We start from the raw sequence: 25,023 nt of genomic DNA, 5'->3' as shown, positions 1-25,023 counted from the left end.
TTTTTACATTATACTTTATACACTTTACTTTTTAATCTGCTTTTTAACCTCTTTTGCTTCTGCTACAATCTCCGGGAAATCTTTATAGTTCTCGATGATCTGGTCGCAGGTATAACTTGCCTGGTAATTGTCTTTCAGTCCCACATAGTTTTTAGCCATCAGTACCAAAGCTTTTGCTCCCCAATAGTCTTCGGAGGCATAATTGTTGGCCAGTTTAAAGATCGTCTCATTGGAAGACTTGAAGGCCTTTCCTTTATTCTGATAGTAAGCTTTTGCATAAATAGCTTCTGCCGCTACCGATGTATTGGAAGATTTTTCAAGAGAAGTATACGCTGATTGCGCATCTTTATCTTTCCCTGAATTCATCAGGCTTCTCGCTTTGATCACTTTCGCTGTTTCAATAACTGCTGCCGAGTTTTTCGTGTTCGCAATGACGGCATCAGCCAGTTTCTCCGCCTGAGAGAAGTTTTTCTCGCTGGCATATACCTTCATCAGCTCAACATTCGCATAGTTTTTAATGCTGATGTCTGAAGAGTTTTTGATATTCTCAAGGTACTTTTTAGCTTCCGCGGTATTCCCCTGAGCCACGAAGATCTGTGCCAGACGGGTCTGTGCATCATCCTGATAGTCGTTCTGTACCGATGCTACTTCCTGAAGAACAAGAAGCGCTTTTGTAGCATTATTGGTTTGATAGTAGCTTTCTCCCAGCTCGTATTTAGCCTGATAAAGACCTTCTCCGGTAGGATTCTGCGTTAGATATTTTTCGTAGTAAGAAATAGCATTTTTGTAATCTTTCTTCGTGAAATACTGTTTCCCGGTAGAAAGGTTGATCTCATCGATCTCAGAAGCATCTACATTCACCCCGATATTTTTTGCAAAAGTTTCATATCCGGAAACGTCACCGTTTTTCGTGAAAATAGGTTTTGCCGCCTGAACAATCTTATCAGCGTAAGCGGTATTTTTATACTGCTCGCCTAAAGATTTAAGCTCGGAAAGCGCTTTATCGCTCTGGTTCTGGTCAATATAATTCTGTGCTCTGTAAATAGATGCATTGGCAATAAGATCTTTATCCGAAGAGGTTTTGATCACTTTCACAAAATAATCATTGGAATTTGCAAAATCATCCTGTGCAGAATATGCCGTTCCCATTTCATACTGGGCATCGTCATAATACTCAGAATCCGGATATTTGGACAGAAGATTTTTCAGATTGGTGATCTTCGCCTGTGTATCACCTTTAAACCCTAAAGCCATTGCTTTCTGATATAAAGTATAGTCGGTGGCGTCTTCATTTTTATCGTAAATCGCAATCGCCTCATTCAGATCATTGTTGGCATAATGAATATCTGCCAGACGAAGTTCTGCATCATTTTTAAATTCAGGCTTCGGATTGCTCAGATACTGCTTAAAATACGTCTGTGCCTGATCGAATTTTTTAGCTTTAAAATAAGCATAGCCTAAATCATAAGGCAGCTGCTGCTTTTCAGGGAAAGTTTCATTAAGAAGCTTCTCATAACGGGCAATGGCAGACGGATAATTCCCTTTCTGGTAATATACCTGTCCCAACCAATATAATGCTCTGTTGTAAAATTCTTTATTGATATTGAATCCTAAGCTTCTCAGGAAATACCTTTCCGCTTCGTCATAATTTCCTTTGTTGAATTCCTCAGTTCCCAATAAATAAGAAACCTCCTGGTCTACTTTATTGATTTCAGGAGTAGAATTCTGAAGTCTGTCGATCGCATTCAGCGTTTCTTTATAGTTTCCGGAATACAGATATGATTTCACAAGAAGTGATCTCATTTCAGGCGCATTCGCGTCATTCTGATTATCGTTGATATAGCTTTGGATCACCGCAGAAGGACTTTCAAACGGGTTCCCGATATCGTAACTTAGTTTTGCGTATTGTTCGTGGGCTAATTTTTTTACCTTAGCATCGTAATTCATCTGGTAAGAAGAACGGAATGCCGAAAGGGCTTCCTGCTTTTTATCTACCGCCAGATAAGCATTTCCCAGCTGGTAGTAAGCATTCTGAGCCAGCGCTGAGTTGCTGTTGACAAGCTGGTTGTAATAAGAAACCGCTTCATCATATTTTTTAAGCTGAGCGGCCACAAATCCCATTTCATAAAGGTCATTTTCAGACGGGTTCTGCTGTACACTCAGATAGTCTTTAAGGTGTGGATACGCCGAAGTGTAATCATTTTTCATGAAATAACTCTCCCCGATGATCTTGTGCACCTCTGCTTTATAAGCATCGGAAATACTTTCGCTCAGTAAAGCCGTTCCTTCAGAAATAGCCTGGTCATAATTCTTATCATTGTAGTACATCTGTACATAATAAGGACGAACCAGTTTGGAGAATTTAGGCTGATCTTTTACAGAATCGAAATACTGGAAAGCTTTATCATTCTGCCCACCGGAATAATACAGGTGTCCCAGCATGTAAGCGATATCTCCTTTTTGAGATTCATCAGCTGTTTTATAGGCTTCTTCCAATGCATCGGTAGCTCCTTTGGTATCACCGGTCATGAATTTAGCATAACCCAGTTTCAGAATATACTGTGTATTTTCTTCTTTTGAAAGCTGATACTGATTCACTTTTTTCAGGGTCTCCAGGGCTTTATCGAAGTCCTTTTTAGCCAGATAATAATCTGCCAGCGGAAGATTAGCCTGAGCAAAATACGCGGAATTCGGGTATTCTTTCATAAAGGCCGTCAGTCCTTCCTCTGCATGATTTTTCTGCAGGATCACGCCGATCACATTATCAAAAAACTGCGCCGCTTCTTTTCTCGATCTGGACAAATTCTGGTTATAGAAATATTGTCTTGCATATTCGAATTGAGAAGCATTGTATATTTTGGTCTGATAAAGATTTTCTGCGAGATTAAACCTGTAATTTTCTTTCTGGGTAAAGTACTGTGACTGTTGCGCTCCGGAAATTCCGAAATAAAGCACGGCAGCTGAGAGAAGTATTTTTTTTGAATTCATTCTTTTTCTGAATAAAAAGATTAGCTATATAAGTTAACGAAAATATTAAAAACTTATTGTTTAAGCAAGTTTTAAAGGTTTTATAACATAAATTAACAATTGATTACATTTCACTATTTGATGATAAAAAATGATTACTTTAGTATCACAAAAACAAAATGGATATCAATTCGGAACCTTCAAAAAAAATTTCTGATGGAATCCTCAATCTACACCAGCTAAAAACATACCATTACATGAAAATTAAAATACTTTTAGCATTAATATTTGTCAACCTTCTACAGGCTCAAAAGTTTTATTTTCCGAAAACAGCCGTCACTGACAGTCTTATTTTGGAAAAACAAATGCCCCAGTTGGCATCAAAACTAATTACCCAGGCTCCACTGTTGAAGCTTAAACAAACCAATAAACTGGCTTATCTGGATATTCTCCTACGTTTAGAGTTGCTTACTAAAGATTACAAAAAATCCAATGCCACTTTAGCAGATTACCGCAAGGAATTTGCAGATCATGACATGGTAGGGAATAAATATATTGCCTACGAATTTTACAGCTTGGCAAAAATAATCGAAGCAAAAGAAAAGATTTCTTTCCCGAATGCCCTTCAAAAAGCCTTCAATACAAAATATGCAAGTCTCCCGGATAAACTGATCACCAAGGTAAGTATTGCAGTAGATGGCGACGTCATGGCCGCGCGAAAAGCCCTGAAAGAAACGCTGGACAAGCAGAAAGATATAGACAGCATAGATTACGGATCGGCTCTGGCTTTATGCAGAAGTTATCTGAATTACAAAACCTTCTCCGCCACTAAACCTCAGATCATGCAATTGGTTGCCGCAAAAGACGGGGAAAAATTCATTACCGAAACCAAAGATATTAAAACCAAAAACGGAAGTACCCTGACGATCACCATTGTCAGAAAAAAGGCCAATACGTCGCCACTTCCTGTTGTCCTCAGCAGTAATATTTATGCAGGACCTATTGATGGCTATTTCGGAAAAAGAGCAGCCGTTTACGACTATGTAGGTGCCGTTGTGAATACCCGTGGCAAAAGAAACAGCAATGATGTAAACAATCCTTTTGAACACGAATCTCAGGATATTTACGAAGTAATCGACTGGATCAGCAAACAGCCCTGGTGCAACGGTAAAGTGGGAATGATTGGTGGAAGTTATCTGGGCTTCAGCCAATGGGCCGCTGTAAAAAAAATACATCCTGCATTAAAAACAATCGTTCCACAGGTTGCCGTAGGAATTGGAATAGACTATCCTGCACAAAATAATATTTTCATGAGCTATATGCTGCAATGGATCCAGTATGTGACGAACAATAAGCTTACGGATGAAGCGGATTTCAACAATGGTAAAAAATGGGATTCTATTAATACAGCGTGGTATAAAAGCGGAAAATCGTTCAGAGCTCTGGATACCATCAGCGGTAAACCAAGCAAGATATTTCAAAGATGGCTGGATCATCCCGGTTACGACGAATACTACCAAAAAATGGTTCCTTATAAAGAGGACTTCGCCAAAATCAATATTCCTATCCTGACGACTACAGGCTATTATGATGATGATCAGATCGGGGCACTGTACTATTTCAAAGAACATCATCAATATAACAAAAATGCCAATCATTATCTGGTGATCGGCCCTTATGATCATGGCGGGGCGCAAAGCTTCGGATATACCCACGTCAACGGAAATCCTATTGATCCTGTAGCGAGAATAAGTATTGATGACCTTGTTTTCTCCTGGTTTGATTATATTATGAAAGACGGGAAGAAACCGGAACTTTTAAAAGACAGAATCAATTTCCAGGTGATGAATACCAATACATGGAAACACGCTCCTACTCTGGATAAAATGCATACTTCAACGCTTAAGTTTTATCTTCAGGATCGTAAAGGTAATGCATCAGTTTTTACTCAGCCCGCAGAGAAAAGCTTCGTTAAACAAACGGTTGATTTCAAAAACAGAGATCAAAAAGACACTTATCACGCGGTAAGTAAGATTGACAGTGTGAAAACTACAAACTCCATGTACTTCGAGAGTGAGGTTTTAGACAAAGATCTTATCTTTAGTGGAAATCCGGCCGGATTCTTCAATATTTCTATTAATAAAAAAGATTTCGATACGGATATGTCCCTGTATCAGATCAAGCCTGACGGAAAGACTTTCTTATTATCCACTCATATGGTAAGAGCGAGCTATGCAAAAAACAACGCTGTGCGTCAGCTCCTTGTACCGGGTAAAGAAGAACAGATCCCGATAAAAAATTCCATGTTTATGAGCAAAAAATTAGAAAAAGGGAGCAAACTCGTTTTACTCGTGGGTGTCAATAAAATCCCAAGCTGGCAGATCAATTACGGATCCGGAAAAGATGTAAGTGACGAAACCATCAAAGATTCCGGGGAACCGCTGGAGATAAAATGGTACAATAACAGCTATGTGGAAATACCTATTTACCAAGAATAAAGGCATTTAGCCGTGAGAACCTCAGCCTTTTTAACGAAATATTATGATTACAGCCAACACCAAAATAAAAAATGATTACATTTGCTTTTTTTCAAACTCAAATATAAATATTGAATGAATCAACTTTTCAGAAGGAAAAACTATTCAGAAACAGATACATCTACCAGTCTTTTAAGGGTTTTAGGTGTTTGGGATATCGTTTTTTTTGGTATTGCGGCCATTATAGGAGCAGGAAGTTTCAGCAGCTTAGGTGAAGCAGTTTTCAGAGGTGGCCCCGGAGTTATTCTACTATATTTAATTTGTGGTTTTGCCTGTGGATTTACAGCCTTGTGTTATGCTGAATTTGCCAGCAGAATTCCTACAGCCGGTTCCGCCTATACGTATGCTTACGCCAGTTTTGGGGAACTTATTGCCTGGGTGATCGGATGGGCATTGATCATGGAATATTCTTTCGGGAATATTTATGTTGCTTTTTCCTGGTCCGATTATTTCACCAGCTTCTTAGAGCGTTTGGGCATGCATATCCCTGATTATCTTACCTGCAGCTACACGGAAGCCCGAAAAGCTTTCCAGAACGGTTCTGAGAACAAAGAACTGTTGAATGCATGGAGTACTGCACCATTAATCGGTAATTTAAAATTCATTCTCGATCTTCCTGCATTAGTGATCAATGGCCTTATCACATGGCTTTGTTACGTAGGAGTGAAAGAAAGTAAAAACTTTAATAATTCACTAGTTATTTTAAAACTGGCCGTGATTGTTTTAGTGATTCTGGTAGGCTTCGCTTATATCAATACAGAAAACTGGACGCCTGTCAATCCGGAAACTCAGGTTGCTTCCTTCATGCCAAACGGTTTTGCAGGAGTTATGAGTGCCGTTTCAGGAGTTTTCTTTGCCTATATTGGTTTTGATGCGTTAAGCGTTCTTTCCGAAGAAACTAAAGATCCTCAGAAAACACTTCCGAAAGGAATGATTATCTCTTTAGTCCTTTGTACAGTAATCTATATTGCTTTAACACTGGTACTGACGGGAATGGTTGATTACAGGAAGTTCGATGGTATCGGAGATCCTCTTTCATTCATATTCGAAAAATCTAACGCCAATGTAGCCTGGATGGAACTTGTGGTTTCTTTCGTTGCTATTGTGGCTATCACCACGGTATTATTGGTATTCCAGATGGGACAGCCAAGGATCTGGTACGCGATGAGCCGTGACGGACTGATGCCTGAAAAATTCAAGACGGTACATCCAAAATATAAAACGCCTTCATTTGCTACTATTATTACAGGTATTGCTGTAGGGATTCCTATCCTGTTTACAGATAAAACATTCATCCTGGATTTCACAAGTATTGGGACTATTTTTGCTTTCGTACTGGTATGTGCCGGAGTTTTAATGCTTCCAGCCAAAGAAAAGATCAAAGGCAGATTCCACCTTCCTTATATTAATGGTAAGATCATATTCCCGGTGATTTTCATTGGTGGATTAGTCGGTTTCTATATCTGGCAGCCAGAATTTTTCACGAATCTAATGGACTGGAGCAATCCTAAAGAAGGAGAATTCAGAGCGTCTATTTTCGTTTTCATCCTCATCAATCTGGTACTTTGTATTTTTACCTTTATTAAAAATTTCTCTTTAATTCCTTTAATCGGTTTAAGCTCGTGTTTATACCTTCTTACAGGAATGAGCCATGAGAACTGGTTCTGGTTCGGACTTTGGTTTGCACTGGGTCTGGTGATCTATTTCTGCTACGGTTACAAACACAGTAAGCTTAGAAAGGAATCAGTATAAACATTGATTTATAAATAACATCATAAAAGGCAAATTTGCATATTCGCAGATTTGCCTTTTTCCTTTTTCAGATTTCAATCGTTTCATTAAAAATCGGCAGAATTATTGCATAGATCTTCACAGAAACTATAAACTAATTGGCCATGTCAGACAGAATAAAAACATACGGAGAATTTTATCAGTTCTATCTTACCGAGCACAGCAAAACAGGAACGAGGATCTTTCATTTTATCGGGACCCTTCTGGTCTTTCTTGTGATCTGGTATGTCATCAGTTCAGGGAAAGAAAGGTTTCTATGGTATATCCCTATCTTTGGTTACGGCTTTGCATGGTTCAGTCATGCCGTTATTGAACGAAATAAGCCCGCAACTTTTAAATATCCACTATGGTCACTGATTTCAGATTTCAGGCTGTTTTTTGAGCTGCTGATCGGCAAGCAAAAATTCAGAGGAATAGCTCCGAAGCCAAAAGATGGTGATGTTTCTGAAGACTTGCATTAATTTTTTTACCACAAAAGTTTTTTAACACTTAAGTTATTATAAGCTTAAATATCTTGCGTATATAAAGTACACTTAAGTTTATGAAAATATTTGATTTTCGGTTTCCCATTGATTCTTATTGTACGCTTTTTAAAACATTAAGATGAGTGAAGGAGATGAGAAAAGTTAAGAAAAAATCAAATGATTTTTTTAAGTTGTTAGCTGAATTCTGAGTGCTGAAAATTGAACTTAAGTTCTTAAAAACCGGAGATTTTTATGGCTTGTTTATGGGAAAAGGAATTCTTTTTCGGGCTCTACTCATTGCCATATGGAAGGTATAAGGTTTTAGGTTTCGGCGGCCTCCGGCCGCCGAAACCTAAAACTTCAATATTAAATTTAACTTTAAATATTCAACATAAAATACTGAATATCAAATTTATTTAAACATTACATTAAAGTTAAACTTAATATTATTAATTAAATCGAGTTCTATAATATCAATGCCCAATCCGAAGTTGCTGTCTCCTTACTTTATGATAATTTTTAGAGAAAGTATCTCTTCCTTCATCAATCTGTTTTCTGGCAAATTCAGAATCTTTTTATTTTATCAATTAAATCTTCATCACTGATATTCCCTACTCATATTTCAGTTTTTTTTAATTTTGTAATTTTCAATCTGAATCGGAATATTCACAGTATAATGTGGTATTTGTTTTCTTTAATTACATTTTTAGAAGTGCTCAAATTAATTCATTGTCAACTAAAAAATAATGAAAAAATTACGTCAAAAACTTCGGCACACTAATTGCGAACTAAGGTTTAAAATAAAGTTTATGAAAATTATAGCAACCATTCTAAAAGGAGCTCTTCCTGCAGCAGCACTATTCGCAATGACACAATGTACGACTACGGCCAATACTGCCAAAGCTGACGAAAAAACGTTCATCGTAGGACCTGAAACTGCAGACTGTACCGGAGTAGCGCCTATGAAGTGTTTGCAGGTAAAAGAAAAAGCTTCAGAAAGCTGGACCAATTTCTATACGAACATCGAAGGATTTACGTATGAGCCTGGATATGAATATGTTTTAAAAGTAAAAACAGAAAAGATCGCCAATCCGCCAGCTGACGGATCATCAATAAAATACACATTGATCAAAGAGGTTTCCAAAACCAAAAAATAAGACCAAAAACTCCCGAAAATTTCGGGAGTTTTTATTTTCTACTCCGTTATATCTGCAGAGTCTGTATTCTTAAAGATATTTCATGTCTTTCAAATCAGACACAAAATTTGAACCAAGCAAAAAAAATTTGCTCACGCGATGATACAGATAGAGCAGATTAAAAAAAGTAAAAATCTGCATCATCTGATTAATCCGCGAGAAATAATTAACTCATACCATCTCCTTCATCAGAATCAATGAAATTCAGTCTCAGTCTCAGAACTTGGCGAATAAAAATAAATGCAATCAACCTTATAGGTTTTGAAAACCTATAAGGTTTCGTTATCTAAAATATACCTTTTAATTCTGATCTTTTTTAAGCCACAAAAAAGTGTTTATAAGAATTTACTCGCGCAGATAATACGGATAAAGCAGATTAAAAAAGAAAAAATCTGCATTATCTGGTTAATCCGCGAGAAATAATTAACTCATACCATCTCCTTCATCAGAATCAATGAAATTGATTCCATCTTTGCTTCCTGTATAAATAGTATAATTATTTTCTTTGCGTTAGAAAAAATAAATTGTCCACAAACTTTGCACCGATCTCATTTTTGGAAATTTCTAATACTCTCAGTTTTCTCACTTCGGACTTCCGTTCAAACATATCTCTTTTCCAGCCTTTTAAATAAAGCCAAACATTCAATCATCACAATCTTCAGATTTAATTGAAGAAATAAACACTGGGTACTATTATTTTTTATAAATTGCAACACAATTGCATTAGTAACATTGTTGCGATTTAAAAATTTATACGCAACCACAACCCAACGTAGGATGAATGACAATGGAGAATAAAGTACTTAAACGAATTTCCTCTTATTTTAAAGGAAAACAATACCCTTTTTTCCGGCAGCTGGACACCATGGACTGCGGACCGACCTGCCTAAAAATGATTACAGCTTACCACGGAAAAGAACTGTCATTAAACCATCTGCGGGATCTTTGTGACGTACGAAGCCAGGGAACTTCCGTCTCCGGAATTACCCATGCTACAGAGCAGCTTGGACTTAAAACATTAGCGGCTGAACTCAGTCTGGAAATCTTGTCTGAAAAAGCACCACTCCCCTGCATTCTTCACTGGGATCATAACCATTTCGTTGTGCTGTGGCATCTTACTGAGAGACATGCTTACGTCGGAAATCCTGCATTGGGAAAGAATATGCGCTATACCATCCATGATTTTATGGAGCACTGGATCGGTCCCGGGCAGGAAAATAAAGGGATCGCCATATTTGTTGAGCAGACAGAAGCTTTTAACCAAATTAAAGATCAGCCGGATCCATCGGTCAGCCTCTTTTCCTTACTAAAAAAGATCAATGACCACAGAAGTATTTCTTATGTGATAGCCGCGCTTTTAGCAGCTACTCTTTTAACATTGGCTATTCCATTATTAACCCAGGCTGTAGTAGATCAAGCGGTTTCTAAAAAAGACATAGGGATATTATCTCTCATCTGTGCAGGACAGCTTCTTTTATTTACCGGAAGAATTTTAACTGATTTCTTTCGGAGCAGGATTCTTTTTAAGTTGGGTATGAATATCAGCATCAAACTTATCTATGAATTCGTAGACAAATTGATGCAACTTAAACTTTCTTTCTTTGAATACAGAAGCAGTGGAGACAATTTACAGAGGATCTATGATAACCAGCGTGTCGAGGAATTTCTGACTAAAAACTGCGTAAGCGCCGGACTTTCGATTATCATTCTTATCGTGAATGGCGGCTTGCTATGTTATTATAACTGGAAACTTTTCATCCTGTTTCTTGCGGCCAGTACGATAAGCGTGCTTTGGACCAATCTTTTTGAAGAGAAAAGAAGACGTCTGGACCAACGAACTTTCAGCCTTCTTGCGAACGCTCAGCGTCACCAGATAGAAACCTTCGAAGCGATGACAGAAATAAGACTCACCGGAGCAGAGCAGGAAAAAAACCAGTTATGGAAAACCATGCAGGAAGAAACCTACCAAGTGAAAATGGAAAACCTGAAACTGGATCAAAGAATACAGGGTGTAGCCCTTTTTATCAACGAAACTACAGGTGTATTAACTACTTTTTTAACCGCTTCCCTGGTCATCAACGGAAGTCTGACGCTTGGAGCTATGCTTGCTATCACGTATATGTATGGTTCATTAAACGGAACAGTCAATCAGCTTTCAGATTTTATACGCTCCATGCAAACCGCCAAATTCAGTCTGCAGCGTATTTCAGAAGTGGAATATGAAGAAACAGAAGATGCTCACTCCACTCTTGATTTACCTAAAGGAAATTCAGGCTCCATTGAATTAATGGATGTCAGTTTCCGGTATGGAAAACTGTCCCCCGAGGTACTGCATAATGTGTCATTAACGATTCCTGCGGGAAAAGTAACCGCTATTGTAGGAATGAGCGGGAGCGGAAAAACAACCTTGTTGAAACTGTTGCTTAAATTTTTTAATACCACAAAGGGAGTGATCACTTTCTGCGGACATGATCTCAAAATCATCAATGCCAGAAGCTTGCGGAGACAATGTGGAGCCGTCATGCAGGATTCTTTTCTATTTACAGATACCATTGCCGGAAATATCTGGGTGGGAAGTCCGGAAAAAGATATGATCAGGGTAAAAAATGCCTGTAAAATGGTCAATATGCAGGAGTTTATTGAAAGTCTTCCTTTTTCCTACGAAACCCAGATTGGGAGTGAAGGAACCGGACTCAGTGAAGGACAGAAACAACGGCTCCTTATCGCACGCCTCATCTACCGCCAGCCGGATTATATATTTATGGATGAAGCTACCAATTCTCTCGATGCCAACAATGAAAGACTGATTGTTGAAAACCTGAACCGTTTTTTTCAGGGCAGAACAGTCGTAATTGTTGCCCACAGATTAAGTACGGTAGTCCATGCAGACAATATTATCGTGCTGGATAAAGGCCATATTGTTGAGCAGGGCACACATGAAACCTTAACTCAATCAAAGGGAGCTTATTATCACTTAGTTAAAAATCAACTTGAACTCGGAAAATAAATTTTGAACATGAGCCTGACTATTTTACCCCACATTTTTACACGGTATGCCGCTTTACCCATACAAAGCTTAAATGCACTGAAAATCCCGGAAATTAAAAATCAATGGAATCAATGGCAAACGTCTATTGAGCATGATCAGCATTGTAATGAAAAGCTGTGTGATGAAATGTTTACGCTTATTCAACAGGCATCTGATGATCAGGAACGAAAGCTGCTGCTCAATCTGAAACGCTCGGTGTACAATAGGCGATCCAACGCTAGTGCTTTGTTACAGAAAATACCTGCAGAAACTTTTAATGCTTTCAAAGAAACCTGGGAAGAATGGCTGAATGCAGGTGAAAAATGCAGGGAATTCGGGCAATATTGGGAGAAATATTTCAATGATTATCTATGGACTCACCGACAAAAGATTCAAAAGCTGACCGAAGAATATGCGTTCAGAAACGGAGTTTTGCTTTCGAGTAAAGATCTGTATGAACAGCTGGATAGTTTTACCAAGGCAGATGTAAAATCACTCAATAAAGACAGCGAACGCATTGAATTCAGTGTACTGCGTTATCTTACCCGGATGGCTTATAAAACATCTCCATTCAGCACATTTACGTATTTAGGCCTTACCCAAATGGTTCCGGATCATCAATCACCTATTTCATCAGCGCCGGGCATCGTAAATTGTAAAATAAGACTGAACAATAAACTGTTAAAACGCATCAAAAAGCTCATGGAAAGACATCCGGATCTTCAGGGATTACTGTTTGTGAATACCAACAGCAGCATTACAGAACATGAAGGCAGGTTCAGTTTTCTCATGAATTGTGCTAATATTGAGGTTTTCCAGGAAATTCAGGCGACACCTGTTAATCAGTATATCAAAGATCTGATCCATCATTCAGAAGAAAATATTTCTCTGTCGTCATTCATCGAACTTCTTTCCAATCAAATTGAAGCGGATGTTTCAGAATTACGGCATTATATCTTAAAACTGATTGATTCAGGATTTCTGGAACTGACTTTGGAATGTTCCGAAATTGATCCCGACTGGGATGCACACCTTTTAACATTTCTTGAACATTACAAAACAACGAATGAAGCTGCGGCGCAGGTTTACGAGCTTGTTCTCATACTGCAAGAGGCCAAAAATAAATTTGTAACTGCAGATCTTTTTTCCCGGGAGCTTCTTTTGAACAATACCTCAAAGATTTTTGACAGCACTATTTCAGACCTTGAAAATCAAGCCGGTATCGTTAAACTTCCGAAAGAGGAAATTAAAAATGTACTTGATGATATTCTTGAGAAATACAGGAACGGAGAGGGTTTTGAAAAGCTTCCTTATATCCCGGTCGATTACCGGCAGGAAGGTTTTATTTACGAAGACGCTTACACAGATCAAATCAACACGGTCGATGAAAGTACAGTCCATGAATTGGGTCAATTATTATCTGATCTGACCAGCCGTTTAACAGCTTTCGACATCCGGGGTACGGAAAAAAAGAACGTTAAGGAATTCTTTCTCTCCACTTACAGCAAGAATCAGCAGGTTTCTTTAGTCACTTTTTATCATGAATATTATCGCTACAAGAATACATCTGAAACGGAAAATAACCCAAAGCAGGAAAACATATGGTCTGAAATTTTCTGCAAAAATCTCCGATTGGAAGAACAGCAGTCTGACGAAATACAGATTAAAAGGAAACATTTAGACCAACTTCCTTTATCCGATAACTCTGCTCCGGTAGGCTCAGCATTTCTTCAGTTTTTTGATCAACAGGCAGGAACAGGAACTAAAGCTGTGGTAAACGGACTGATGCAGGGAATGGGCAAAATGAGCGGTCGTTTTCTTCATTTATTTGATTCTAAAATTTCCGAAGAACACAGGCATTATAACAATCGTTTATTTCCCGATCAGCTGCTTATCGAACTGAATGATGATTCCAGTTTTAATGCCAATATTCATCCGCCATTGCTCGATCATGAAGTGAAAATGCCTGCTTCCAATACGCAGATGAAAAAGTCTCAGCAGATTCCTTTGGACAGGATAGCTGTTGGATATAATACAGATAATGATTCGATTTTTCTGATGGATACTGTTCTTAAAAAAGAAGTCTATGCATTCGATCTGTGCCTGGAAACCATCACGAACAGATCCAATCTTTATCAGCTGATGTCTCTTTTCAATCCCTGTACCTATGTGAGCTATTTTCCACTGATTAAAACGATTGATAATCATTATTCCAAACAGTTTAAAAGTCAGGATATTCAGATATTTCCTCGAATGGTTTTTGAAGAGAAACTTGTCCTGCGGCGTAAAGGATGGCTGATCAATCTCAATGTAATTCCCCGTCAAAACAAAGATGAAAATAGCAGCATCTATTTTTTACGTTTTCATCAGTGGCTTTCGCAAAACAATTTGCCATCCTCTGTATTTCTTTATTTGCAGTCATCCTACATCCCTGAAGATCTGTCCTCTGAAAAAACGACAGGAACCAGAGATGACTACAAACCTCAATGTATAGATTTTGAACAGCCTTTGCTGTTCCATCTGTTCATCAAGCTTTTAAACAGAGCCGGAACTCATATCTATATGGAAGAAGCCATGCCTTCTGTGAACGGTTCCCAGGAAAGAGTCGCTGAACATTTAATCCAATGGTATAATTTTTAGAACGATGCAAAAATACTGGAAAACCTACTACATCTATCATACCAGGAATGCGGATGATCTTCTGAAAGAAATCATACATCCCTCTCTTTTGGATATCAATGAAAAACTGGAAAAAGAAGTACAATTTTTCTTTATCCGGTATTTTGAGAACGGTTATCACATCCGGTTACGATTACTTTTAAATGTTGAAGAATCAACTTTATTTCTTACGATTTTAATGGATCACATTTCAGATTATGAGCACCTTAACGAATGCCACCTGGAATTGAAGCAGGCAGAATACAATCCGGAAACAGAAAGATATGGTAACGCCAATACCATCACTTATGCTGAAGATCAATTCTGGGCATCATCCCGGGTTGTTCTGCATCATTTGGTGCAAAACGATCCATTAACCGCTTCAGAAAGATACCTTCTCGCGCTGAAAACCCATTTTGCATTTCTTAAAGGTATGCGACTTTCCAAAAACTATAGCCAACAGCTCTGTGATCAATTTGTCCAAAGCTGGCTTCCGATTCCTTTTTCCGACCATCCAGATGAACAGGAGCAAAACCGAAAGACGGTGTTATCTGCTTTTCAGCACCAATTTGAAGCTTATCAAAATGTACTGCAGGAAAGTATTGAGGAATTCTGGAATTCATTGGATACTACCACCGATCCTTTTCTACAGCAGTTCCTGGAAGTGAATGAAAAGGTTTGGAAAGACTATACTCAGGCTCAATTATCTTCTGAAGCCTTAGATGAAGCGCTCCTTAGTTTTATTCATATGACCAATAACCGATTGGGAATTGCCAATGCTGAAGAATCCTACCTACTTTTTTTAATCCTGAAAACCATCCCTCTAATAAAAGACTATGATAGCCCACCAAGAACTTAATGACCTGCCATCCGGTTTGGATGAAATCAGTGAATTTCTTCTGTCAAAAATGAAAAAGGACAAAGAGGGCTTCTATTGGGAAACAATCTCCCGCGATTCCAAAACAGGGGAACTTTCTTTCACTTTCAATCCCTCTTTATGGAATGGAACCGGTGGTATTGCATGGTTTTTCCTGGCGCTTTATGAACATACCACAAAGGAATATGATCTGGAAGTTGCAGAAAAAGCTTTTTCAAAAATATACAGTTATTCTACGCATCAAACCCTGTTAAATTCCAGTCTTTACGATGGAATAAGTGGGATTATTTACTTAGGTTTAGAACTATTCAGAATGACTGGAAAAGAACTGTATCTCCAGCAAACTTTGAATCTGTATGAAATGTACAGACATAAAATACTGGCAGAACAGACTGAAGATATGCTGATTGGAATTTCAGGAATCCTAATGATGATGGTTAGTCTCTATCATTATACAAAAGTTGAGAAATTAGTTGATGACATTGAAACATTGGTCACTACTCTTTTGGAAAAATCACTCGTCGCAGAAGCTGGAATTAAGTGGGGAAACAATCTTCTTTCAATGGATTCTCTTTGCGGTTTTTCACATGGCAATTCCGGGATCGCATTTTGTCTGCTCCATCTTGGAAAATATTTTGAGAATGAAGAATTCATCTGGCTGGCGGAACAGGCATTTCGTTACGAAGATCTGTACTATGATCCTGCTCAAAACAACTGGATGGATTTAAGATGGGAAGAATCCAAGAACCATCTCCCTAGTCTGTTCGATTGGAACAAAAAAACTTTTCTTCAGGAAGATTTTGACCTCAATGCATGGGCACACGGAGCCTGTGGTATTGGAAGTGCGAGGATGCAGGCTTTCACACTTACGGCTGATCCTATATACAAAGAAGACTGTAGAAAAGTATTTGAACGATGTAAGCGCGACATCAAGACAAGATCTAAACGAAATCACATCCTGTTCAGCGGCTACGGCGGACTTTCCGATTTTTTGTTACAGTACAACGAAGTATTTGACAACAAAGAAGCTTTGGAATTTGCCACAGAAATTACACTGGAAGGTTTACATAAAAGCAGATCGCACGGGCATTCCGAATGGGGAATTCAAAACAGTGAAGACCTCGGACTGATGACCGGTACAGCAGGCATCGGGCTTTCTTTATTGGCAATCATTAAGGGTAAATCTTTGAATTCTATTCTTCATCCTGAACTTCCTATCTGTGAAACTGGAACCCATACGGTTCTGAAAAATTTCAAAGTTAAAAAAGCATTTTTTGAACGGTATTATCCTAAAACACTTGAGATTTTAAAGACTTTCAATTCAATTCAAGAATCTATCTATGATTCTCAGACCATTGAAGAATTTGGAAATCATTTATTGGAGATTATCTCTAACTTACCGGAAGAAGATATGGTTTATATTTCAGACATCCATCAATTGGAAACAGTACAAATCAACATCCGGAAAAGCCATAAAGGAGCACTGTGTTTTCAAACCCGGCTGATGATTCTAAAAAATGAACTGGCAGAATTTTTAGAAAATGATCAGACTGAACTTCTCAAAAAGCGTTTCGTCCGAAATCCCTTCATTGATATCCATGAAACTCAATGGAACTGGAAGGAAGACCAAACAAAAGATTCCAAAGCTGGAAAATACAGCAATGTTTTCTACAGTACAGATCAGGAAATGTTTCATCTTTTGATGGAGCCCTTTCCTGCAGCGGTTCTTCAGTTGTTGGAAAAACCTTTAATTATTGATGAATTGGTGGAGTGTTTTCAGTATTCAGAAGGTGATAAAGAGATGATGAAGGAGAAGCTATTGGAACAGTTGGTGGAGCTGTTGAAGAGCTTTTTTATAAGAATGATTTAAACACAAATTACACTAATGTTTTGCACTAATGACACGAATATTTCAGTCATGATGGTCATATTTGTGAATATATTTGTGGCAGTTGTGGTTAAGAATCTAAACACGAATAATACTAATCTTTTGCACTAATAACACGAATATCTCAATCATGATAGTGATATTCGTGAATATATTTGTGGCATTTGTGTTAAAAAAATTTAAAGATTAAAGCATTTAAAGATTCCTGTAAAATGAAAAGGGCCGCTTTACGGATAAAGCAGCCCTGAAATTGTTTTTCGCTCAAACTAGCACTGAACAGTTCCGCAAACGTGAAGTCTGTCCTGAGTTTTAATCGTATGAGTCGGGTGATCATGATCTCCTGCAGGAGCAATTCCTAAACCACCTTGTAATTTTTTAGACAAATCTTTGTCCAGAGCTGTTACGAAGCTTTCGATCTTAAGATCGTCGATGTTTAGCTTCATCTTTTTGTTGTTTTCCATAATAAAACATTTTTTTAATTTGGCCTACTCTTTAAGGGTTTCGGCTTTCCCTTGTTGTAAAGATACTTATTTTATTGCAACAAAGTTGCATTTAAATGTTAAAATTTCACTCCTATTTGCAATTTAAAATTGAACGGATTACTTTCTTTATACATCCACGCCTCTCCTACCACCGCAGTCCAGTCGGAATTGTATCTTGGCTGTACATTTCCGTCGGTGATATATCTTTTATTCAGCAGGTTATCTAATATTCCACGGACAAACCATTTTTTATACTGATACATAATACTGGCATCCAGTTTTACAAAATCAGGAATACGGACTCCCGGTACATCGGTTTCACGGACCAATGCAGCAGTTTCGCCCAGCGCTAAAGAAAGCCCATGAAGTTTTCCTTTCTGGAATTTGTACATCACCCAGGTATTGATCTGGTGTCTCGGTACACTTGAAAATCTCTTTCCGACCAATTCTGATGCATAAGGGTCTTTTGAATACACGGAATTAATGTATGAATAGTTCGCTGTCAGCGTAATATTGGGATAAATGGAACCTATCACATCGATCTCGATTCCTTTATTTCTCACCTGATTAAGCTGAGTCATGATTCCTGTAGCCGGATTTTGAGAGAATGAATTGTTCCTGATAATTCTGTAAGCACTTACAGAAGTGGACAACAAGCCATCAAACCAATCTTTTTTTACTCCTATTTCAGTATTATAACTTTCCAGAGGTTTCCATTCTTTTCCCTGCGGATCCGTACCCGCCATCGGGTCAAAACTCTGATCATAAGAAAAGAAAGCCGCAAAATTCTTTTGAATCATATACGTCACGCCAACCCTTGGATTGAATGCATGATGCCTGTAGGTTTTGCTTTCCCCATCCGGAGTATAAGGTCCTTTAAGATAACGGTCCCTCGTGTTTTTGCTGTACCTGAATCCTGCATCTACAAATACCCTATCCCAGAATTTAACAGTATTGTACACATAACCACCTACAGTTTTGTCCTTCGATGTGGTGTAATCAATCTGACCGGCTGGTTCAGGCTGGGTCAAAAGGTCACGGTCTATTCCGTAGTTCAGCAGGTTTCGGTTAAAAACAAATTCATTGGCTCCCTGAATATGTTCTGTATTGCTTTTACTGCTGTTAAAATCTGCACCGGCAAGTACGGTATGAACGATATTCGGAGTGATATTATAACTGCCACTTACGAATAACTGTGTATTGTAAGTCAGGTATTTCTGTTTATTTCTAAAGCTGGAACGAAGTGCATTTCCTTCATCATCAAACATCGGCGGCGTGTAGCTGGCTGTTCCTCCCAGAAGACTCCACTGATCCAACGGTGTACTTTTAATGGAAGACTGGGAAACTATTTTCCATCTGTCGTTAAAATTATGATTGAAGACCAATCTTCCGTAATGTTCATCAAGTTTTGAGGTTGGTAAATTCGGATCACCCTGATAATTGGCTTTCCACGGATGCTTTTGAACGGTTTTCTCCGTTTCATACTGAATAAAATTGCTCGATTCAAGAGCTCTTCCCTGAATCATATTCCATTCGGCAATAAAAAATGTATTTTTACTGATATTGTACTGCACAACAGGTGCTACAACGAATTTCCGGCGCTTTGCATATTCTGCATAATACCCCTGAGATTCATAAGCCGCATTGAACCGAAAAGAAAAGCCTTTTTCTTTTACAGCACTTCCAAGATCCACCGCAGCCCGGTAGAACCCGAAACTTCCGGCAGCGATATTGGCCTCCCCGATCCTGTTCGCCCGCGGAGCTTTGGTATTGATATTTAAAGAACCTCCTCCGGTCCCCATTGAATTGACAAAACCAGCCGGTCCCTTAATCACATCCACCTGCTCTATTAAGGATACATCTTCCTGCGAAAGTCCTCCCGCAAAAGAAGGAAGTCCGTTTCTGAAAGTGCTCACAGGACTAAAACCGCGCAGCTGGGCATTGTACGTTCCGGCAAAAACATTTCCTGCTCCGGTAGCATCGCCAATATAGATTCCGCTCACATTTCTGAGCGCATCCTGTACATCGAAGGCACCCTGAAGATTTAAAAGATTGCTTTTGATACTCACAATATTCTGTGGAATTTCCAGCAGCCTGTCATTTCGCTTCAGATTTCCAGAAAGACTGTCTGTTTTGATCTGTTTCATGGCGGTTAATACTACTTCATCAATGTTCTTTGCAGACAGGGAATCTTTCTTTTCCTGCGCACATACTAAAGAAAACGTCCCCAAAAGGGCAGCTGTCAATAGGACGTTATTTTTCTTCATTTCGTCAATATTTATTGTTTAAATTTTCTGATCAGTACCAATCCTCCGATACAGCAAGCCAGACTTATCATCCATAAAAACAGTGTTCCAGATATGAATTCTGATATGCTTACGTTGTGATGTTTTATTGTAAAAGTGGGCAGCTTCTTAAGTTCTTCAGGGGTGAACTTAACTATGGTCCGTGTTCCGTCTTTCATGGAGAAAACCCTGTCGTAGAAATAAGTTTGCCATTCGTGTTGGAAGTCTTTGACATCCAGTTTATATCCCTGATAATCTGCCCGGCTTGTTCTGGCTAAAAGGGTAAAAAGATGTTCCGTGCTTTGAACAGGGTTATATCGGATTAATCTGTATGCCGTCTGATTGGCCTTTTGATCTCCTTCCCATAAAGAATCAATGACTGCTTTCATACGGTTTTGCTTGATATAATAATAGCCTGCGAAAAAGGCATCATTTTGATTGTCAACAGTATCCGAAGGAATATAAGCCGGAGCATATCTCGGAAAGTTTTTGTAAAAGCTATCGACGACCATCTTAGGTTTCATAGCCCAGACTTCATCACTGATCTGCCTGTCTTTTTCTTCAAGATCAAGAAGTTTCAGATCGGAAGGATGTTGCATTTGCGCGGTTTTATTAATGGCAAGAGGCAGCAAAAACATCAGGAAAACCCAGAGTGCAATACAGGTGAACAGATTGAACACACTGTTTCCATCCAAAGCAATAATCACAAAACATAAGGATATCCAAAGTACACAATAGGAAAACAGTAAAAAGATCCAGAGAAAAGCATCCTTAACCGATGGAAACCCAGACGGAGAAAGCAACATCCCTAAAACATTTACCATGAAAGCAGCTAAAAAAACAATGATCAAACGGGTCAGAAGTTTCCCGAATAATACCTTTTTTAAGCTTCCACCCTGAACAATCAAAAGATTGCTGATTCCTTTCTCTTTTTCGGAAGAGATGACATTGTACACCAAAACAATGATCAGAAGCGGAATTAAATACAGATTGACATACAAAAGATCCAGACGTCCTTCAAAAAGGATGGAAGGATTAATCATTTCCCGGTCAACAGCAGCATAATCTGTGTAATAATTCACCTTTTCAGTAACCGGAGTAATATCTTTTATTCCCGAAGCTAAACCCGTCAGCGGGTAAGGTTGGTCAAAGGCGATGCGCGGATATCTGTAATCAATAACATAAGGATTTCCAGCATTTTCTGCCTGCTGCTTTTTCTCGCTGCTGGCTGTATCTGTAAAAGCCTGAAGTGTATTATGAAAATCTTTGACAGACTCTTTTTTCGCTTCTTCAATGGCTGACAATTTGTTTTTGGTCAAAACATTCCCTGAATAAATCGCATAACCAGCAATGACAAAGAAGAAAAAGAACAGTATCCATACAGCAGACTGTCGGGCAATGTGTTTCCACTCGTATAACAGCAACATGATCTTATCCTTCATAGTTTACAAAATAATTTAGTTTAATAATGAGTCCGAAGGAAACGATCAATACTAAGGTCCAAAACAGCAAGGACCAAACCGCCGTCATATGATGTGAGATCACAGACCCGACAGACGGATATTCATATTGAAAATCCGGAAGACTGCTGTAGAAATCCCTGTTATTTATTTGATTTTTATCAGAAATGGCAAGCTGCAGCTCCCTTCTGTTCAGCCTGTCCATCATATCATTTCGGTAATGTTCAGCTTTATTGAAAAAATCAATGTGATGGTAGACATCTGTTCCGGCAAAGCCCATAGATAATTGACGCACCGCAATAAACGGATTGATCAGTCCCATATTATCCATCAATTTTTGCTGCTGCTCAAACTGATCTTCCACCTTTTTGGAATAAAACCTGTTCACTTTACTTTCATAAGCTTCAGCCTGTATCAAATCAAGGGCAAAACGGATTTTTTCCGGTAACTGACTGATATTATTTACCTTAAATTCTTTTAGATGTTTTTTCAGATGAGCTTCAGATCTTTCGGTATAAGATCCGTCATGGCCAAGTCCTTTATCAAATCCTGTTTTGACATTATGCTCAAATTCGTGGTAAGATGGAAGCGGATATTGACCGTCAGCTGCCGAACTGCTGAATTTTGGAATAAGCAGAACACAAAGGATCCAAAGCGTAATACTGGTCATCAATGAAGACCATGAAGAACGGCTGAATGCGGAGATCAACAGAACAACGCCGGAGATCAGAAAGAAATAAACCGCATATAAACCGAACCAGCAAAGTGCTCTTATCAGATGACTGAAAGGTTCGTTTTCAAAAACCAAGCCTGCCATAATAACAGCAAACGGAGGAACCGTAAATAACAGAACTGCCAGATAAAGGGCCATGAATTTTCCAGTAGCCAGATGTCCGAACGTAGCGCCCTGCACAGACAGAAGTTTCAAAAAACCTTTCTCACGTTCGGAGGAGATGCTCGTAAATCCCAAACCAATAACAAATAACGGCATCAGCCACTGAAAAAAAAACGCAGTATTAAGATCCGGTCTTCTCATAAAGGCCTCCAGATCCGGCAGTCTGTTAGAATGTATCTGTGGGCGTTTGTGCGCCTCAACTCTATAATAATTTTCAGAATAAACAGCGGTCCCCGATTCCAGAAGGGACAAATAACTTACAGGTTTAAAAAGGAAAGTACCCCAATGTGCCGCACTGTGATTGCCGCGGTCCTGATCTTTCCATTCTCTGTCTACAAGTTCCTTAGCTTCCTTATTTTTGATGGAAGTGGTACGAAGCTGTGTATAATTGCTTCCCCAAACTCCTAGCAAAATCAGAATATAAAACAATACAAATATTTTCAGTCCATTTTCCTGAAATACCCTAAACTCATGTTTAGCTACTAAAAATGTTATCTTTAAATCCGTCATGCATTCATATTTGACTGTTTCACCTTTGGATAATCTGTGATATGAAACTTCTGAAACAGTTTCATAGGCAATAAAAATTCATTTATTCTCATTACACTACTATTGCAACATTGTAGCAAAAGTAATAATTAATTTCAATAACGCACTATTGTTGCAATAAAATATTGGCAAAATTTTTCCTTTGCATTTTAAATGTTGGATTTGTGGGTGAATCAGAGATAAGTATTGCTAATAAGGATCAATTATCTCTGCATATAATCCATGTATATTTCCTCCAGTTCATTAGCGGTGACTCCTGAAGTTTTCATTTCTTTTACCAACACCCCACTTTTAAGAATTCCGATACGGCTGCACGTTTCTCTTACCCGGAAAATATCATGAGAAGCCATGAGGATCGCAGCTCCTTCCTCAGCCAGTTTTTTAAGCAAAGCTGAAAGTTCATTGCTGGCCAGCGGATCCAGACCACTAGCTGGTTCGTCCAGTAAATACACCTTGGCTTTTTTCGCGTAAGCTATAGCAATACCTACTTTCTGCCTCATCCCTTTGGAATAGGCTCCTGTTTTTTTGTTGTGCGAATCCCTTTGCAGTCCGCATGAAGTAAGAATACCGGAAAGCTCTTCCGTACTGTAATTTTTCCCAGCGAGTTTGCAGAAATAATACAGATTTTCAATTCCCGTTAAGTAAGGATAGAGATTGACATTTTCAGGGATGTATCCAATGATTTCCCTTGCTTCTTTGGCATGTGTACTGGTATCAATATCATTAAGAAGTGTAGTCCCGGAATCGGGTTTTAAGAAACCCAATAACATATTTAAAGTGGTAGATTTTCCGGCACCATTCGGACCTAATAAACCATAGATTTCTCCTTCTGCTACGGATAAAGAAAGTCCTTTTACCGCTTCCTTTCCATTATATGATTTCCTTGTATTTTCAATCCTGATCATAATCTATATTGTGTTTGATTTAAATGCTCTATCGTTATCTTTAATGCAATAATGTTTCAAAAATAAAGATTATATTTGTTACTGCAACAATATGGCATTAATTATATTGAAATTTATTCAGAAATCATGAAACAGTCGAGAAATACAATAGCAAGAAAAGAAATCACAAGGCTCATCCACGAATCCGGAGTCGCTTTGTCCCATGCAGAATTGCAGGGTCTATTGGATGGACTCTGCGACCGTGTAACAACCTACAGAGTATTAGAAAGATTAATGGATGAAGGCATCATCCATAAAGTGGTGGATATTGACGGTACCATCAAGTACGCGGAATGTCATACCTGTACAACGGAAATTCATCATCATGATCACCTACATTTCAGCTGTGAGCAGTGCAAAACAGTGACGTGTGTAGAAGATGTGGAGCCAAAAATTAAATTACCAGTAAGCTATAAGGTTCATAAGATTAATCTGACGGTATCTGGAATCTGTCCGAACTGCCAGTAATCATCAATATTTTACTTTGAATTATTAAAACACGAATTACACTAATATTTTCACGAATAACACTAATGTATTGGACTCAATAGTGACATTTGTGAAAATATTAGTGGTTTTTGTGGTTAAAAAAACATTTAAATCTTTACAATTTATTTCACGCAAAGCTTTATCTAAAATCCTGTTGAATTTAAGGTGTGCAAAGGATTATGGCTTCGCCATTGACTAAGCGTACGTTTTATGCAGGTGCTTCATCGAATCAATCGAAGATTGATTTTTCTCTTTGTATTTCTTAAACTATCCGATGTTATAGTAAAACTTTGCGTTTATGAAAACACAAATTGCACTAATATTTTCACGAATAACACTAATGTATTGGACTCAATAGTGGCATTTGTGAAAATATTCGTGGTTTTTGTGGTTAAAAAAAGCATTTAAAATTTTTACAATTTATTTCACGCAAAGCTTTATCTAAAAGACTTTTGACTTCAAAGGGAGCAAAGGATTATGACTTCTTCATTGATTAAGCGTACGTTTTATGCA

At 38.3% G+C, this 25,023-nt stretch carries 15 protein-coding genes; 9 read left to right on the top strand and 6 right to left on the bottom strand.

The window, feature by feature from the left end:
• Nucleotides 1-24: 24 nt before the first annotated feature.
• Complete coding sequence (locus IW22_RS06415; protein WP_034725118.1) at nucleotides 25-2,988, bottom strand: tetratricopeptide repeat protein; 2,964 nt, start codon at nucleotides 2,986-2,988, stop codon at nucleotides 25-27.
• A 236-nt stretch (nucleotides 2,989-3,224) separates the two neighbouring features.
• Between IW22_RS06415 and IW22_RS06410 the strand changes: the two genes are divergently transcribed.
• The 8 genes from IW22_RS06410 to IW22_RS06375 all read left to right on the top strand — a co-directional run bounded on the left by IW22_RS06410 (nucleotide 3,225) and on the right by IW22_RS06375 (nucleotide 17,388).
• Nucleotides 3,225-5,465, top strand: a complete 2,241-nt coding sequence (locus IW22_RS06410) for a CocE/NonD family hydrolase (RefSeq protein WP_051891160.1) — start codon at nucleotides 3,225-3,227, stop codon at nucleotides 5,463-5,465.
• A gap of 114 nt (nucleotides 5,466-5,579) precedes the next feature.
• Entirely contained in the window at nucleotides 5,580-7,256 is a 1,677-nt protein-coding gene (locus IW22_RS06405) for an APC family permease (protein ID WP_034725117.1), read from the top strand.
• A 143-nt stretch (nucleotides 7,257-7,399) separates the two neighbouring features.
• Complete coding sequence (locus tag IW22_RS06400) at nucleotides 7,400-7,756, top strand: DUF962 domain-containing protein (protein ID WP_034725115.1); 357 nt, start codon at nucleotides 7,400-7,402, stop codon at nucleotides 7,754-7,756.
• A gap of 812 nt (nucleotides 7,757-8,568) precedes the next feature.
• Nucleotides 8,569-8,916 carry a DUF4377 domain-containing protein gene (locus tag IW22_RS06395; protein WP_034725113.1) on the top strand — a complete coding sequence of 116 codons (348 nt, stop codon included), beginning with the start codon at nucleotides 8,569-8,571 and terminating at the stop codon, nucleotides 8,914-8,916.
• A gap of 826 nt (nucleotides 8,917-9,742) precedes the next feature.
• On the top strand, nucleotides 9,743-11,962 hold the full coding sequence (locus IW22_RS06390; RefSeq protein WP_051891129.1) for a peptidase domain-containing ABC transporter: 2,220 nt from the start codon (nucleotides 9,743-9,745) through the stop codon (nucleotides 11,960-11,962).
• 9 nt (nucleotides 11,963-11,971) lie between these two features.
• A complete protein-coding gene (locus IW22_RS06385) occupies nucleotides 11,972-14,623 on the top strand; it encodes a lantibiotic dehydratase (RefSeq protein WP_034725110.1) in 2,652 nt (883 codons plus the stop codon).
• Between the two features lie 4 nt (nucleotides 14,624-14,627).
• Nucleotides 14,628-15,500, top strand: a complete 873-nt coding sequence (locus IW22_RS06380) for a thiopeptide-type bacteriocin biosynthesis protein (RefSeq protein WP_034725108.1) — start codon at nucleotides 14,628-14,630, stop codon at nucleotides 15,498-15,500.
• A complete protein-coding gene (locus tag IW22_RS06375; RefSeq protein WP_034725106.1) occupies nucleotides 15,478-17,388 on the top strand; it encodes a lanthionine synthetase LanC family protein in 1,911 nt (636 codons plus the stop codon). The genes IW22_RS06380 and IW22_RS06375 overlap by 23 nt, the downstream gene beginning before the upstream one ends.
• A 284-nt stretch (nucleotides 17,389-17,672) precedes the next feature.
• On the opposite strand, the gene IW22_RS06370 is transcribed toward IW22_RS06375, so the two are convergent.
• From IW22_RS06370 to IW22_RS06350, 5 genes are all read right to left on the bottom strand, one after another.
• On the bottom strand, nucleotides 17,673-17,867 hold the full coding sequence (locus tag IW22_RS06370; RefSeq protein ID WP_034725104.1) for a pinensin family lanthipeptide: 195 nt from the start codon (nucleotides 17,865-17,867) through the stop codon (nucleotides 17,673-17,675).
• A gap of 98 nt (nucleotides 17,868-17,965) precedes the next feature.
• Nucleotides 17,966-20,155 (bottom strand): TonB-dependent siderophore receptor, encoded by a 2,190-nt coding sequence (locus IW22_RS06365; RefSeq protein ID WP_034725102.1) that lies wholly within the window; start codon nucleotides 20,153-20,155, stop codon nucleotides 17,966-17,968.
• A gap of 11 nt (nucleotides 20,156-20,166) precedes the next feature.
• Nucleotides 20,167-21,615 carry an ABC transporter permease gene (locus IW22_RS06360; RefSeq protein WP_034725100.1) on the bottom strand — a complete coding sequence of 483 codons (1,449 nt, stop codon included), beginning with the start codon at nucleotides 21,613-21,615 and terminating at the stop codon, nucleotides 20,167-20,169.
• Nucleotides 21,605-23,038 (bottom strand): DUF3526 domain-containing protein, encoded by a 1,434-nt coding sequence (locus tag IW22_RS06355; RefSeq protein ID WP_034725099.1) that lies wholly within the window; start codon nucleotides 23,036-23,038, stop codon nucleotides 21,605-21,607. The genes IW22_RS06360 and IW22_RS06355 overlap by 11 nt, the downstream gene beginning before the upstream one ends.
• 242 nt (nucleotides 23,039-23,280) lie before the next feature.
• On the bottom strand, nucleotides 23,281-23,982 hold the full coding sequence (locus IW22_RS06350) for an ABC transporter ATP-binding protein (RefSeq protein ID WP_034725097.1): 702 nt from the start codon (nucleotides 23,980-23,982) through the stop codon (nucleotides 23,281-23,283).
• A 126-nt stretch (nucleotides 23,983-24,108) separates the two neighbouring features.
• On the opposite strand from IW22_RS06350, the gene IW22_RS06345 reads away from it, so the two are divergent.
• Nucleotides 24,109-24,489: a Fur family transcriptional regulator gene (locus IW22_RS06345; protein ID WP_034725096.1), complete on the top strand. Its 381-nt coding sequence runs from the start codon at nucleotides 24,109-24,111 to the stop codon at nucleotides 24,487-24,489.
• The last annotated feature ends 534 nt before the right edge of the window (nucleotides 24,490-25,023 follow it).

Source organism: Chryseobacterium sp. JM1 (assembly GCF_000737715.1).
Lineage (GTDB): Bacteria > Bacteroidota > Bacteroidia > Flavobacteriales > Weeksellaceae > Chryseobacterium.
This window is presented reverse-complemented; position numbering and strand designations above follow the sequence as displayed.